This window comes from Pedobacter rhizosphaerae (assembly GCF_900111155.1).
Taxonomy (GTDB): domain Bacteria; phylum Bacteroidota; class Bacteroidia; order Sphingobacteriales; family Sphingobacteriaceae; genus Pedobacter; species Pedobacter rhizosphaerae.
Genome location: NZ_FOGG01000012.1, coordinates 1 through 15,194, shown reverse-complemented (window position 1 = coordinate 15,194; position 15,194 = coordinate 1). Strand labels below are relative to the sequence as shown.

Sequence of the window (15,194 nt, the reverse complement as noted above, 5' to 3'; positions counted from 1 at the left end):
AATTAAGTTTTTATTAATTGTTGACTTCTAATTTTATCGTTCCACCAGACAAACCTTCGGCGGATGCTTTAATTTCTATTGTTCCGGGTTTAGTGCCTTTGATGTTGGCTAAACAAACACCACGGTATGCGTGTCGTTGCTGGGCTTTGTACATTTCATGACTCATTACATTTCCATTATCAACCGCATCGATAGTACCCGCTCCAGCAATCGAAAATTGAATAAGGTTATCGGCATTCGGGCAAATATTCCCGTTAGCATCTACGACAGTGGCCTTAACGAAAGCTACATCATCCCAGCTGTTACCAATCTTACTTCTATCAACTGTAAGAACAATTTTAGCAGGTTGACCAGCAGTTTTCAGTTCTTCGTTTACCACTTCCTTTCCCTTATTTTTCCCTACCGCTTTGATACTTCCCTTTTCAAAAGTTACATCCCATAATCGAGGAGAATCATCGGCTGGCTTAGGTTTACTTCCTAACGATTTACCATTTAAGAAAAGTTCTACTTCATCACAATTGCTGTAAACAGCCACTTTTGCATCATCATAAGTATCAAAATCAGTTGGTGTCCAGTTACTAATCCAATCTCCGGCCCCGGCATTATCTTCCTTACGCACAATGTGTACCACAGGCTTTTCTGCCCACCAGCTTTGTCGCTGCAAACTCTGTTGCTTCCAACTGCCTATGCGATCAAATAAACCTTGTGCATTCGTAACCTGAGGCCAATCTGCTTCACCAAGGTAGTCAAAACCTGTCCATAAAAACTGACCCGCCATAAAAGGATTATCCCTTAAAGCGAGGTATTGCTGAATAACATGTGTATTTTCTGTTCCGATTACTTTTAGATTAGGTTTTTGATTATGCAGTGCTACCAATTCATTCTCCCGGTAGTTTTGTCCGACAATGTCCATCGTTTCTGCAAAACCATTGGTATACACTTTGGAATTTGCCGGGCGAAAAAGCGCCATGGTTACGGGTCTGCCCGGATCTAACTGATGAATCAAGTCTTGCTGATCTTTATATTTTTTAAATCCTTCCGGACTATTCAGATCATCATGAATTTCATTACCAACGCTGTAAATTACGATAGAAGGATGATTCCGATCTCTTAAAACCATATCGCGGGTATCACGTTCCCACCATTCTTTCCAAAAACGATTGTAGCCTTTCTCGCCATTATTTTTTGCTGAAGTCCAGGTATCAAAGGTCTCATCCATCACCAAAAATCCCATCTGATCGCATAAGTCTAAAAACTCTGGGGCGACAGGATTATGTGCCGTTCTAATGGCATTAACGCCAACCTCCTTTAGCAATGCTAACCGATACTTCCATACGCTTAACGGAACCGCAGCACCAACTGAGCCTCCATCGTGGTGTAAACAGACTCCTTTTAGCTTAAAGTTTTTCCCATTTAACCAGAAGCCTGTTGCAGCATCAAATTTGAAGGCCCTGATGCCAAAAGTATTTACCTGATCATCAACAACCTTCCCCGCTACACTTACCTTGGTTAAGGTTTTATAAAGGAAAGGTGTTTCTACATTCCATAATTTCGGATTGGCTACAGCAATATCCTGTTTGAATTGAAAGGATTTTCCTGCCCCAAGGTTTTCTTTGCTTTGAGCAGACTTAACTACTTTACCATCACTATCTATAATAGCGGTTTCTACCGTAACCAAACCTGCTTTTGAACTTTCATTAATTACACTGGTTTGTACTTTAACTGTTGCTTTTGCAGTTGTAGCATCGGCTGTAGAAATGTAAACACCCCAATTTTCTACGTGTACCAAATCTGTTGCAACTAACCGAACGTGTCTGTAAATCCCCGCACCGGTATAATAGCGTGAGGCGGGTTGCACTGTATTGTCTGCTTTAACGGCAATTACATTGGTTTTTCCCTTTCCAAAGTTGAGGTGCCCGGTTAAATCGTAATTGAAGCTAATATAACCATAAGGCCGTTTGCCTAAATGAAAGCCATTTATATACACATCACTATTGGCCATTATGCCATCAAATTCAATTGATATCTTCTGTTTGGCCATGGCTTCGTCCAGGCTGAAACTTTTCCTATACCAACCTATTCCGGCAGGCAAATAACCTCCACCCCTTGCAGTGGGATTACCTTTATCATAGGCACCTTCAATGCTCCAGTCGTGAGGGACCGATAGTTTCTTCCATTTGGAGGCATCAAAATCTACCTTTTCAGCACCAGCTGCATCTTGTTGTACAAAAGACCAATTATCATCAAAGTTAGTGATGGTTCTTACAACAGAATTATTTTGTGCATAAGAAAGTTGTTGCAAGAGCAAAAGCGCTGCGATTAACCCCAGCCTTAAGCAGCTGAATTTATTTGTATGTTGCTGGTTCATCATTTATTTTTTGGGTTCAACTAAAACTATGTGAGGCTTTGGTGCTTTTTTCATGCCGAAGCCGAAGTAAAATCCGGTATGGGGAGGCTGGTTATAGCCAACATTTTGCCAGGCAATGCTCAAGCGATATTGTGGATCGTGCATCAAGGTATAATTACGGTGCTCAGTAGGAATAGTGGTGGTGTAAATTCTCAAGCTTTGGTTATCATAAGCCCGGAGGATTAATTCTTCTCTCCAATCGCCAAAAAGATCAGCACTCAGTGTAGGCGTAGATTTGGTTCCATTGTTAGATACAGCGCCATTAGCAGTGAAAAGACGGCCTCCACGATATTTATCAATATGGTTTCCATCCAGGAGTTCGCGGGATAAGTCAGCATCCCAATAAATTAGAAAGTTGGTAGAACGAGGTGCTTCACCTACGTGATTCCCTTTGATATCGAACAAGCCATTTGAGCCCGACCACCACATCTGTGCACCATAACGCGTATGGTCAATGTTGTCGGCCACACCTCTGCCCACATCTTCATCTTCCGATCCATGCCATAAAATTTCACCGGTTTTAGCATCATATACTGCTGCTCCCGCCCCCTTTGTTCCTTCTTCAATTTCATGCACCCCAAATACTTCCAATCCCGGGCGTTCAGGATCTAAATCCGATACATGCAGGGCATCGCCATGTCTCAATCCTGTGGTGTAAAGCCCCTTGCCATTATCATCCACACACATCGATCCGTATATAATTTCATCTTTCCCATCGCCATCTACATCGGCTACGCTTAAACCGTGATTGCCCATGCCTGAATAAGGATTTCGTCCATCTTTGGTATCGAATACCCAGCGCGAAGTCAATTTACCCTCACGCCAATCCCATGCGGCTAAAACTGTGCGACCATAATATCCTCTACACATCACAACACTGGGATGAACACCATCTAAGTAGGCAATACAGGCATTAAAGCGATCTGCTCTGTTTCCAGAATTATCATTTTTCCCATTTCCTCCTCTGCCGCCCCAGCCACCAATATTGCCTCTCGAAGGAATATAATCCGTAGTGGCAAGCGCTTCTCCGGTTTTCCCACTGAAAATGGTAAAAAATTCAGGCCCGTCTAATATTTTGCCATTCTTATTTCTATAATCTTTTGTCGAATCTCCAATCACTTTTCCCTTTCCGTCTACCGTTCCATCGGCAGTTTTACAGGCAAATTCTGCAATTCCATCCCCATCCAGGTCGTAAACCATAAATTGGGTATAGTGTGCACCTTCCCTGATATTTTTCCCCAGGTTAATCTCCCACAAAAAGGTTCCATCAAGTTGGTAAGCCTGAAAAATTGGAGGGTCGGTTATTCCATTAGACGAATTATCTCTACCCCTCCCTGTTTGGTGCAATACGATATCGTATTCGCCATCTCCATTTAAATCGCCTACAGATGCATCATTAGGTGTATACCCCGCAGGGGTACGCAAAGGCAGTGTTAAATATTGCTGTATGGGTGATTGTGCGCTTAGCTGGAATGCTTTACTGGCCTCCTGCTCCTTACCGTCCAAAACAGCCTTTACAAAATAACTGTTGGCCAAACTCAGATTAGCTGTTACATCTATGTAGTTGGTGCCTTTGGTTAAAACTACCTGATTAAGCTTTACAGCCGTTCCGCCAGCTGTGCTGCGATACAGGTTAAAAGCAATATCATCGGGCTCTGTACCCAAAATACGCCAGCCAACATACACAGAATCCTTCCCCTGCCGAACCGCAATCATGCCCCTGCCAAGCTTCTCCATCTCACGCTGGGCATAAGCACTATTTATGCTAAAAATGATCAGTACCCATATAAAGTATTTCTTCAGGAAGTTCATTTTATAAACCATTGGTTTTTCTTGTAATAAATGGCTCATCCTACTGTACCTGATAAGTAATTTTGGTCGAAATAGCATTGGATTGTGCTGCAATCCCTTCTGCCTTTACCACTACGCTTCCTTTGTTATCGCTGTTGAAAAAGCTAATGCTCACTGCCCCCTTTTCATTGGTTTGAATGGATGGATTCCAATATAATGTAGTTCTTAAATCTTTCGACTGGCTATTTGAAATGTTATAATTGGGCGAATAAAAAGTTCTGGCGTTGTAATAACCATTTAAATTGATGTTGAGCAAATTAAGGTTCGGACCTCTAAGCGCGCTATCCTTCAGGTTTAACGAAATTACATACACGTCCTGCGCCTGGTTATTAACCAAATGCTTAACCACTACCTGATTAATTTGATCCATGGTTAAACTGTAAAAATCTAAACGGTCAAATAAGTCCTCCCGATTATTGATCAACACTCTTGGCCTTACTTTTTTCCCATTGGCAACAAACATTACACCCTCATTACCAGCAGAATCCAGGTCATCTACAGGCTGAGCCCCATTAGCTTTAGTAAGCAAAAAATGATCTAAGCCTTTAAAATCATAGTCTGCAGCAGTAATGTTAAATACCTGATCGGGATAACCAAATGTACTTAGCGTTTCCTGAAACAATTGCACCTTTTGATTTCTGTTTGCGTTAATTTCCACATCGCCCAAGGTGATAGAATCACCAAATTTATAGGTTCTTCTGTATTCTGTTCGCTTACCCAATTCACTATTAAACGCCGATGAAACCACTTCATTCCCCTCTTTTAAAGTAATGGGCTGTGGTTTAAAAACAGAATCTATTTGCAACCAGCCACCTTTTTTACCTTCATTGTTTTGAGAGGATAGCTTAATGGCCTGATTTCCGTACCATTTTAAACCGTCCAGAAAATAACGCCCGTCTGCATCTGTTTTGGTGAGATAAATCTTGTTTCCAATAAAATTTGAACCAAATAGCGTGATATTCATACCCGCCATTGGTTTGTTGGCCAGTTTTTCCCTTACTAAACCTTTGATGGTAAAACCGGGCTCGGGTAAATAACTCACTTTAATGGTCGAATCGGCAATCCTGCGCCACAAATAATCTCTCCAACCCTGGGTAAGTAATAAAAGATCAAGCTGTTTTGAAGCTCCTGGATTTTCAGGATCGAGATACTGTTCGGCATTCTTAATTTCTCCCTTTACTTCTGATTGCAACAGCAAATAAGAAACCAGGTTATTCCCACTTTGAGGCACCAGCCCATCCACTGCCGCCAATGATATCGACGCTTTTACAGGCTTTCCTGAAAGATCTGTGGCATTAATATTCAAAACCACCTTCTCTCTGGGTTGATAATTGGCTTTATTCTTACTAATGGTAAAGCGCACATTATTATCGCCGGGAATAAAAACCAATCTTTCGCAATGGGGCTTGCCCTGGTCATCTACCACCGTAATTACTGCAATCCCTCTTGGAAAACCTTTAACCGGAATGGATACTGAAACACTTGGCTTAGTCATTTTTAAGGTACCGGTATAAATGTTTTCTCCGGCATGCTTGATGATAACACTCAGCGTTTTTCCATTGAGCTCAGCAAATATGCTTTCATTCGCACTGATTGCGGCTTTTATATTCAGCGAATCTCTGGTTACATGCAGCGACAATCCCTTTTGCAAAATAACAGGTAGTTGAGTACTAAATTTTTCCGTTCCAAAACTTCCCACTACCCGGTACTTTTCGTTGCGCTGAGGGGTAAAAGCAAAAATACCCATTCCAACTTCCGTACTTTGAAAGGTAGTTATGGTATCGCCTTTTGCAGAAACAATACTGCCCTGGGTTTTCAAACCGTTACCCATTTCGTCATTGGCCTTAAAAGCTACAATCCCGTTTACGCCTTCTACTAAAGCGCCCCCTTCCGGATAAAAAGCAATATTTTTTTGTGGGGTTTTGACTGTCGGATTGGCTTTTGACGCATTTTTACTGCTTTCTGCCAGGTTGTTATTGAGGTAAATGCGCTTTTGAAAGACAAAATTATCGCCAAAATTACGCATCCAGTTGGTGTAAGCCCTGATATTGTACCAACCCGAGGGGATAGAATCTTTCAGTCTGAAATCACCATTTCCCAGGCCGTTTTCTAAACGGATTACTTTCATATCCAGCACTGCCGCTTGGGGGGAAATCAATTCTACATACAAATTATTACTAGTACCGGTTAAACTGGTACTCTTTCCATTAACCAGGTATGCACTAAACCAAACATCCTCCCCCGTACCATAATAATCCCTGTCTGTTTGTAGATATACCTTTTCAAAAAACGGTTTTAATGTTTTTTGAGCTGATGGATTTGAGGCTGCTTTTTCCTGGGCACTGCCGTAAATCGAAAAGCATATCGATAATACGACAAGAAACGTTTTCTTGAGGTTCATTTTATATTCAGATTATCATGGTGTTGTGGTAATTTCATAGGTTTTTCCTGCAGCAGTTTCTATCTTACTCAACAATAAACCATTCTTTTTTTCTGCTTTAACCCGTATGTTATTCACTTGGATGGGTTCATGGGTAGATAGGTTTAATGACCCTTCATTTTTTGCCAGAATGGTCGCTTTAAGCAACTTGCCATTTTTCCAGTAAATGTCTACTACATATCCGCCGCGGGCAATCAATCCTTTTACACTACCGGTATTCCAGGCGGCCGGGAGTGCAGGCAATAGCTGAATTTGCCCCAAATGGCTTTGCAAAAGCATTTCGGCAATACCTGCAGTGGCTCCAAAGTTTCCGTCAATTTGAAAAGGAGGATGCGTATCGAACAGATTATTCAGGGTCGAACTTTTCAACAGCTCCTGATACATTTTGTAGGCATGGTTGCCATCAAGCAATCGGGCCCAAAAATTAATTTTCCAGGCTTTGCTCCATCCCGTTCCTTCATCACCCCTAACTTGCAGGGTTTTACGGGCGGCATTAGCATATATCGTATCAATTAATGGCGAAATCTCTCTTCCCGGATGCAAACCAAACAGGTGAGAAACATGGCGGTGCTGCGGATCTTCATCCTCAAAATCGCCATACCACTCTTGTAAATTACCTTTTTTTCCAATCTGTAGTGGCCGCAGTTTAGCTAACTTTTGCTTTAAAAGTGCTGCAAAATCTACATCAGTTTTTAAAATTTGAGCTGCTTCCACCACATTCACAAATAAATCTCTGATAATGGATATATCCATAGTAGAAGCAATGGTTACCACTTCTTTATTTCCATTAGGTAGCAGATAGCTGTTTTCAGGAGAAGTAGAAGGAGCGGTTACCAGGTAACCGTCCTGCTCTACTAACCAATCTAAACAAAATAGGGCTGCTCCCTTCATTAAGGGATAAGCAGTATCTCTTAAATATTTTTGATCCTGGGTAAATAAATAATGTTCATACAAATGTTGCGACAGCCAGGGGCTACCCAACGACCAGTTCGCCCATTTAGGGTCTCCTGTTCCCTCTCCCACCGGGTTCGTCTGCGCCCAGATATCGGTATTGTGGTGTACGGCCCATCCTTTGGCATGGTAATAATGAGTTGCCGTTTTTTCTCCGTTTACAGCCAGGTGCTTAATCTGCGTAATCAAAGGCTCGGTAAGTTCTGATAAGTTGGTCACCTCCGCAGGCCAGTAATTCATCTGTAAATTGATATTGGTGGTAAAGTTACTTCGCCATGAAGGCCGAATCAGGGGATTCCAGATGCCTTGCAAATTGGCAGGTATTCCGCCTGGTCTGGAGCAGGAAATCAATAAATATCTTCCAAACTGGAAATACAATTCTTCCAGGCCAAAATCGGTTTTCCCGGTTTTATAATTGGCTAAACGCTGGTCTGTTGGCAGATCTGCAAGTTGGTTTTCTGCATGGTTTATCGACAGGCTTAAGCGATTAAAATATTTCTGAAAGTCGAGAACATGATCCTTTTTTAAGGTTTCAAAAGTCTTTCGCTCTGCCTTTTTCAAAAAACTGATGGCTTTGGCATTCTCGTCAAGGCCATTTTGATCTGGATACTGATCAAAACCGTTAAAACTCGTTGCTCCAGAAATGAGCACCAAAATTTCGCTGGCCGAACGTACATTTAGTAAACTATCGGTACTTAACTTACCATCTGTACGAATGATTTTCAACCTCGCCTGGTACCGCATGCCATTGTGATGGAGACTATCGCTGTAAATTAGTGGCTTTTGATTTCTTCTTTCATCAGAGGTAATCCTCGCCTTTCCTTTTAGTATGATCTGATTATCCGAATCTGTACTTACCGAATGCTCCAGTTCATCGCCCAAGCCAAAGCTTACGTTGATCGCCCCTTTCACACTCGACTTCAAACGCATTACAATTACCTGATCGGGAAAAGAAGCAAATATTTCCCGGGTATAGCTCACATTATTGGCTTTGAAGGTAGTAGTGGAGATCGCATCGGCAATATTTAAACTTCTGGCGTAATCGCTTACTGTTCCAGCTATGTTTTGTTTTAAAATCAGATTAGCCAAAGGCTGATACATGTTGGTGTTCGGCCCTTGCATCTTTTTCATCAGCTTTACAGCCTGGGCATTATCACCAGCAAATAATAATTTCCTTACTTCACTCAAATACGGGAAAGCCCCTGGATTAGGATTCGGATCTGCCGGCCCTCCCGTCCACAGGGTTTCTTCATTCAATTGTATCAGCTCTTGATCTACTCTACCAAAAATCATGGCCCCCAGGCGTCCATTCCCAATCGGAAGTGCCTCATCCCAGTTTTTCGCAGGCTGTTTATACCACAAAGTACGGTTTGAAAATGTAGGTTTTTGAGCGTACAAATACGTACACATACAAGCAATCAATACGATAAGATTGAATGATTTGAGGCTCATAAATTCTGTTGGTTAGTGCTAAATCTTAAGGCTAAAAAGTAACCAGGATTTCAATACAGGCCAATTTAAAGAGTAAATTCTGAAGGCGCATCCTGTAGTATCCTGCTATGGCAGAAAGTAATAAATAAAATACAGTTGAAAAAAATAACTGTATTAATAACGTTTATTATCTTAAATCTTTTACTTTTACGATAAGATCTTCCAAATATAGAACCGTATGAAATTAAATTCTCCTATCAAGAGAGTCCTATGCGCTTGTATGGCTTATTCCTTAGCGGGATTGAGTTCGGCAAGTTTGTTACAGGCCCAAACCCTGAAAAACATTACCGTTAATGTAGATAATACCCTGGCCAAAGTTCAGCCCAATATGTGGGGTGTCTTCTTTGAAGATATCAACTTTGGGGCTGATGGTGGTATTTATGCCGAACTGATCAAGAACAGGTCTTTCGAATTTGCCAAACCATTAATGGGCTGGACGGTAAAAAGGGCAAAGCCAAATGAGGGAGATCTTTTAGTGGTAAATCGTAAAGAGGTAAATACTGCCAATCCAAGGTATTTACAGGTTAATAACAACCAGGAAGGATTAAGCATAACCAATGAAGGCTTTAAGGGCATTGGCGTGAAAAAAGGCTTACGTTATGATTTTTCTGTCATGTACCGTCAATCTGCTGCCCATGTTAAACTACGCCTCCAATTAATCAATGCTAAGAATGAGGTCATTGCTGAAGGTTCTTTAGCTCCTGAAAAAACAGGCTCCGAATGGCACAAGCAATCCGTTAGTTTTACTGCCACAGCAACAGAGCCTAAAGCCAAATTTAGCATCGCCTTTGAAGGAAAAGGCAAGATCGATTTAGATATGATCTCTTTATTTCCCGGCGATACCTGGAAAAACCGTCCTCAGGGATTAAGAGCGGATATGGTTCAGCTACTGGCCGATATGAAGCCTGGTTTTATCCGTTTCCCCGGTGGATGTATTGTAGAAGGAACTGACCTGGCGAACAGATACCAATGGAAAAAGACTATAGGCCCTATCGAAAACAGGCAATTATTAATGAACCGCTGGAATGTAGAATTTGCTCATCGCCCTGCACCAGACTATTATCAGAGTTTTGGCCTAGGGTTCTTTGAATATTTCCAACTGGCAGAAGATATAGGTTCTGATGCCCTACCCATTTTAAACTGTGGTATGGCCTGCCAATTCAATACAGGCGAAGTAGCTGCCATGGATGAACTTGACCCTTATGTACAAGATGCTTTAGATCTTATTGAATTTGCCAATGGCGATGTAACAACCAAATGGGGCAAAATGAGGGCCGATCTTGGGCATCCAAAACCCTTTAATTTGAAGATGATGGGCGTTGGAAACGAAAACTGGGGGCCTCAATATTTAGAAAGGCTGGCTGTTTTCACCAAGGCCATCAAAGCTAAATATCCTGATTTCAAAATTATTAACAGTTCGGGAACGGATCCTGAGGGCGAAAGATTCAACCTCCTAAACACCTCATTAAGAGCAAATAACGCTGATTTCATCGATGAACACTATTATCGCCCGGCAGATTGGTTTTTGAAAAATGCAGGCCGTTACGACAACTACCCCCGCAACGGATCGAAGGTTTTTGTAGGAGAATATGCCGTTCATGCAGATAAAAGCTTAACCGGCCCGGATAAAAGCAACTGGCAAAGTGCCCTGGCTTCGGCATCCTTAATGACTGGCCTCGAGCGAAATGCAGATGTAGTGCAAATGGCCTCCTATGCGCCTTTGTTTGCGCATGTTGATGCCTGGCAATGGGCACCCGATATGATTTGGGTAGATAACCTCGAATCTTACGGGACACCAGATTATTACGTTCAAAAACTCTTCTCTACCAATAAAGGAACTGATGTAGTTCCAATCACCCTGGAAAATAAAAATATTATTGGCCAGGATGGTTTGTATGCCTCATCGGTAATTGATAAGAACACAAAGGAATTAATTATCAAAATAGCCAACAACGCAGATAAAAGCCAGGATATTGCCTTCAACTTAAATGGAAAAACCAGGTTAAAAGCCAAAGGAACGGTAGAAGAATTAGCCAACGCCAATCTGGGGCAGATTAATACCTTTCAGAATCCTAAAGCAGTAAGCCCCCAAAAAAGTACTGTAAACGTAAAAGACAAAAAAATCAAAATTGCATTAAAACCTTATTCATTTACCGTAATTAAAGTTCCTTTCGGTTAATCTTGTCATGCAGCTTAAAATGAAAAAAATATTCCTTTCCATTGCCCTGCTCAGCACTGCTGTATGGGCAAAGGCACAAACAGAAACAGTACTCCAAATTAAACCCGCTGGCGATCAGGTCATCAGTAAACACATTTACGGCCACTTTTCAGAACACCTGGGCAGGTGCATTTACGATGGCTTCTGGGTAGATGAAAACGCTACCATACCAAACAAAGGACGAATCAGATTAGACATTGTAGAGGCATTGAAGAAGATCAAAGTTCCTAATCTGCGCTGGCCCGGAGGATGCTTTGCTGATGAATACCACTGGAGAGATGGAATTGGCCCAAGAAACCAACGCCCAAAAATGGTGAATACCAATTGGGGTGGCGTAACAGAAGATAACAGCTTTGGTACGCATGAATTTTTAGACCTCTGCCAAATGCTTAACTGTGAACCGTACATTGCGGGCAATGTGGGCAGTGGTACCGTTGAAGAAATGGCTAAATGGGTAGAATACCTCAACTTTGATGGAGTAAGCCCCATGACCGCTATCCGTAAACAAAATGGAATGGATAAACCATGGAAGGTTTCTTACTGGGGTGTGGGCAACGAAAGCTGGGGTTGCGGTGGCAATATGACACCCGAGTATTACAGCGATTTATACAGAAGATATGCCACCTACGCCAGAGATTACGCCGGTGCGCCATTAAAAAGAATTGCCAGTGGTGCCAATGCCGACGATTATAGATGGACCGAAACCTGTATGAAAAACATTGGTGCGGGTAGAATGTGGGGATTAACCTTACACTACTACACCCTTCCTACCGGAAAATGGAATGCCAAAGGATCGGCAACCAAATTCGACGAACAAGAGTATTTCTCTACGATGAAAAACTGCCTCCGGATGGAAGAAATTGTAAGCAAACACGCCGCAATTATGGATAAATACGATCCGAAAAAGAAAGTAGCCCTCATTGTAGATGAATGGGGAATATGGACGGATGTAGAGCCTGGCACTAACCCGGGCTTCCTCTATCAGCAAAACAGTTTGCGCGATGCCTTGATTGCGGGAACAACGCTCAATATTTTCAATAATCATTCAGACAGGGTTAGGATGGCCAATCTGGCTCAAACCATTAATGTACTACAGGCACTTATTTTAACCGAAAAGGAAAAAATGATCCTCACCCCCACCTACCATGTTTTCGACTTATTTAAGGTACACATGGATGCTAAATACCTGCCAATCAACTTCTCGAGTCCGGATTATGTTTTAGGCGATAAAAAAATTCCAGCCTTAAATGTATCTGCTTCGCAGGATCCTACAGGTGCCATCCACATTTCATTGGTTAACCTTGATCCTAAAAATAAAATTACCTTAAATACTGATCTGGGCGACTTGAAGTGGAAAACGGTAACGGGGCAAATACTTACTTCGGCTAAGCTTACCGACATTAATACTTTCGCAGATAACAATAAGATCCACAATGAAAAGTTTACCGGAGCCAGGAAATCAGGAAATAGCCTTAAGGTAGATCTTCCGGCACAGTCTGTAGTGGTTTTAGAACTTAAATAAGTAATGATGAAGAAACTATTATTTCTCTCCATTTTCCTAATATCTGCTCTCTTCAATGCGCAGGCACAAAAAAAGCAGGATGTTTACCTTTTCGCTTACTTTAAGAATAATGGAGAAGATGGTCTTCATTTGGCTTACAGTCGCGATGGCTATAAATGGGCTACACTCAAAAACGATCAGTCATTTCTTACCCCTACCGTAAGCAACGATAAGTTAATGAGAGATCCTTGTATTATCAGGGGCGCTGATGGATTATTTCACATGGTTTGGACCGTAAGCTGGAAAGATAAGGGAATAGGCTATGCCAGCTCCAGGGATCTGGTTAATTGGAGTAAACAACAATTCATCCCGGTAATGGCCAAAGAAGCAGGCGCAAGAAATACCTGGGCTCCCGAAATTACCTATGATGACCAGACTAAAACCTATCTCATCTATTGGGCCACCACCATTGAAGGCAAATTTCCTGAAACAGCGGCTAAAGAAGAAAACGGATACAACCACAGGATGTACTATGTAACCACCAAAGATTTCAAAACCTTTTCTGATACCAAATTGCTTTATGATCCGGGATTTAACGCTATTGATGCCTCTATAGTTAAGGATGGCGGCAAGTTTATCATGTTCTTGAAGGATGAAACCCGTAACCCTGTGCAAAAGAATTTAAAAATTGCCTACAGCGATAAGCTGGAAGGCCCTTACGGTAAAGCCAGCGCCCCAATTACAGGAAAATACTGGGCTGAAGGACCTACCACCTTAAAAATTGGTGAAGATTGGCTGGTGTATTTTGATAAATATACTGAGCATAAATACGGTGCAATCACCTCAACAGACCTAAAAAACTGGACAGATATTTCTGATAAAATAGCCTTACCAAAAGGTTTAAGGCATGGTACTATCATCAAGATTAAAGAAAAAGAACTCAGCAAACTATTAAAACAATAAGTGATGTTAAAAAAACTAGGTTTATCCATCTTAACCCTGTCAATGATACAATTGGTCGGTAAAGCACAGGAGAAAATTATTACAGCCACAGCTAATCCCATCATTACAGATAAATACACTGCAGACCCCGCAGCATATGTTTATAAGGATTCCGTTTACCTTTACACTGGTCATGACGTATGCCCGAAAGGCAAGGATCGTTACGAAATGCACGAATGGCTGGTTTATTCTTCAGCAGATATGGTAACCTGGAAAGAACACCCTTCGCCCTTGAATGTAAAGGATTTTGCCTGGGCAAAAGATGATGCCTGGGCTTCGCAGGTAATCGAACGCGACGGTAAGTTTTATTGGTATGTAGCCATTTCGCATGGTACTATTCATGGAAAATCAATTGGTGTAGCAGTTGCTGATAATCCTCGTGGCCCATTTAAAGATGCCATTGGAAAGGCATTGATCACCAATGATATGACCACTGATGTAAAAATCAGCTGGGATGATATCGACCCAACGGTCATTATTGATGATGACGGACAGGCCTACCTTTTCTGGGGAAACCAGCAGTGTTATTATGCCAAACTCAAAAGGAATATGATTGAGTTGGATGGCCCGATCCAAAAAGTAACGCTTACCGGTTTTACAGAAGCACCCTGGGTACATAAGCGTAAAGGCTGGTACTATCTTTCTTATGCATCCGGCTTCCCGGAAAAAATTGTTTATGCCATGAGCAAAAACGTAAATGGCCCATGGGAATACAAAGGTATATTGAACGAGGTTGCCGGAAATTCCAATACCAACCACCAGGCGATCATTGATTTTAAAGGTAAATCCTATTTCATTTACCACAATGGAGCAATCAATACCGACGGCGGCAGTTATAGAAGATCCGTTTGCATCGACTACCTCAACTATAACAGCGATGGTACCATGAAAAGAGTGATTATGACTTCAGAAGGGGTGAAAAAAGCAAAATAATTAATTGAACTACTGGCTGGTGTCATAACCAGCCAGATAACTAGGCTCAATAAAATCTCTTCATAAATCTCGCTAACACACTCGTCACCCTGAATTTATTTCAGGGCCTTATCCTAAAGATGCTGAAACAAGTTCAGCAAGACGGATTACGGATAAGGGAATTATAAACGGATCTCTCTAACACACCCGTCACCCTGAATTTATTTTAGGGCCTTATCTTAAAGATACTGAAACAAGTTCAGCAAGACGGATTACGAATAAGGTCTATCTACTGGCTGGTGTCCCCGCCAGCCAGATAACTTTAGGCTCAATAAAATCTCTCTAACACACTCGTCACCCTGAACTCGTTTCAGGGCCTTATCTTAAAGATACTGAAACAAGTTCAGCAAGACGGATTACG

Annotated in this window: 8 protein-coding genes; 4 read left to right on the top strand and 4 right to left on the bottom strand. The window is 41.8% G+C overall.

What is annotated here, in order from left to right:
* Positions 1-13: 13 nt before the first annotated feature.
* From BMX11_RS11420 to BMX11_RS11405, 4 genes are read right to left on the bottom strand one after another with little or no spacing between them, the layout of a single operon-like run.
* Positions 14-2,371, bottom strand: coding sequence for a glycoside hydrolase family 2 TIM barrel-domain containing protein (locus BMX11_RS11420; RefSeq protein ID WP_245738643.1), 2,358 nt, complete (start codon positions 2,369-2,371; stop codon positions 14-16).
* The gene (locus BMX11_RS11415; RefSeq protein WP_245738642.1) at positions 2,372-4,258 is read right to left on the bottom strand and encodes a rhamnogalacturonan lyase; all 1,887 of its coding nucleotides are present in this window, start codon (positions 4,256-4,258) and stop codon (positions 2,372-2,374) included.
* Between the two features lies 1 nt (position 4,259).
* Positions 4,260-6,659 (bottom strand): hypothetical protein, encoded by a 2,400-nt coding sequence (locus BMX11_RS11410; protein ID WP_090884314.1) that lies wholly within the window; start codon positions 6,657-6,659, stop codon positions 4,260-4,262.
* A 15-nt stretch (positions 6,660-6,674) separates the two neighbouring features.
* Positions 6,675-9,101 carry a glycoside hydrolase family 95 protein gene (locus tag BMX11_RS11405; protein ID WP_175474537.1) on the bottom strand — a complete coding sequence of 809 codons (2,427 nt, stop codon included), beginning with the start codon at positions 9,099-9,101 and terminating at the stop codon, positions 6,675-6,677.
* A gap of 217 nt (positions 9,102-9,318) precedes the next feature.
* On the opposite strand from BMX11_RS11405, the gene BMX11_RS11400 reads away from it, so the two are divergent.
* Genes BMX11_RS11400 through BMX11_RS11385 form a run of 4 tightly spaced genes read left to right on the top strand, consistent with a single transcriptional unit; the run spans position 9,319 to position 14,794 of the window.
* Entirely contained in the window at positions 9,319-11,319 is a 2,001-nt protein-coding gene (locus tag BMX11_RS11400; RefSeq protein WP_245738641.1) for an alpha-L-arabinofuranosidase C-terminal domain-containing protein, read from the top strand.
* A gap of 19 nt (positions 11,320-11,338) precedes the next feature.
* On the top strand, positions 11,339-12,880 hold the full coding sequence (locus BMX11_RS11395) for an alpha-N-arabinofuranosidase (protein WP_090884527.1): 1,542 nt from the start codon (positions 11,339-11,341) through the stop codon (positions 12,878-12,880).
* Between the two features lie 3 nt (positions 12,881-12,883).
* Positions 12,884-13,822 carry a glycoside hydrolase family 43 protein gene (locus BMX11_RS11390; RefSeq protein WP_245738640.1) on the top strand — a complete coding sequence of 313 codons (939 nt, stop codon included), beginning with the start codon at positions 12,884-12,886 and terminating at the stop codon, positions 13,820-13,822.
* Between the two features lie 3 nt (positions 13,823-13,825).
* On the top strand, positions 13,826-14,794 hold the full coding sequence (locus BMX11_RS11385; RefSeq protein ID WP_090884308.1) for a glycoside hydrolase family 43 protein: 969 nt from the start codon (positions 13,826-13,828) through the stop codon (positions 14,792-14,794).
* Positions 14,795-15,194 lie beyond the last annotated feature (400 nt).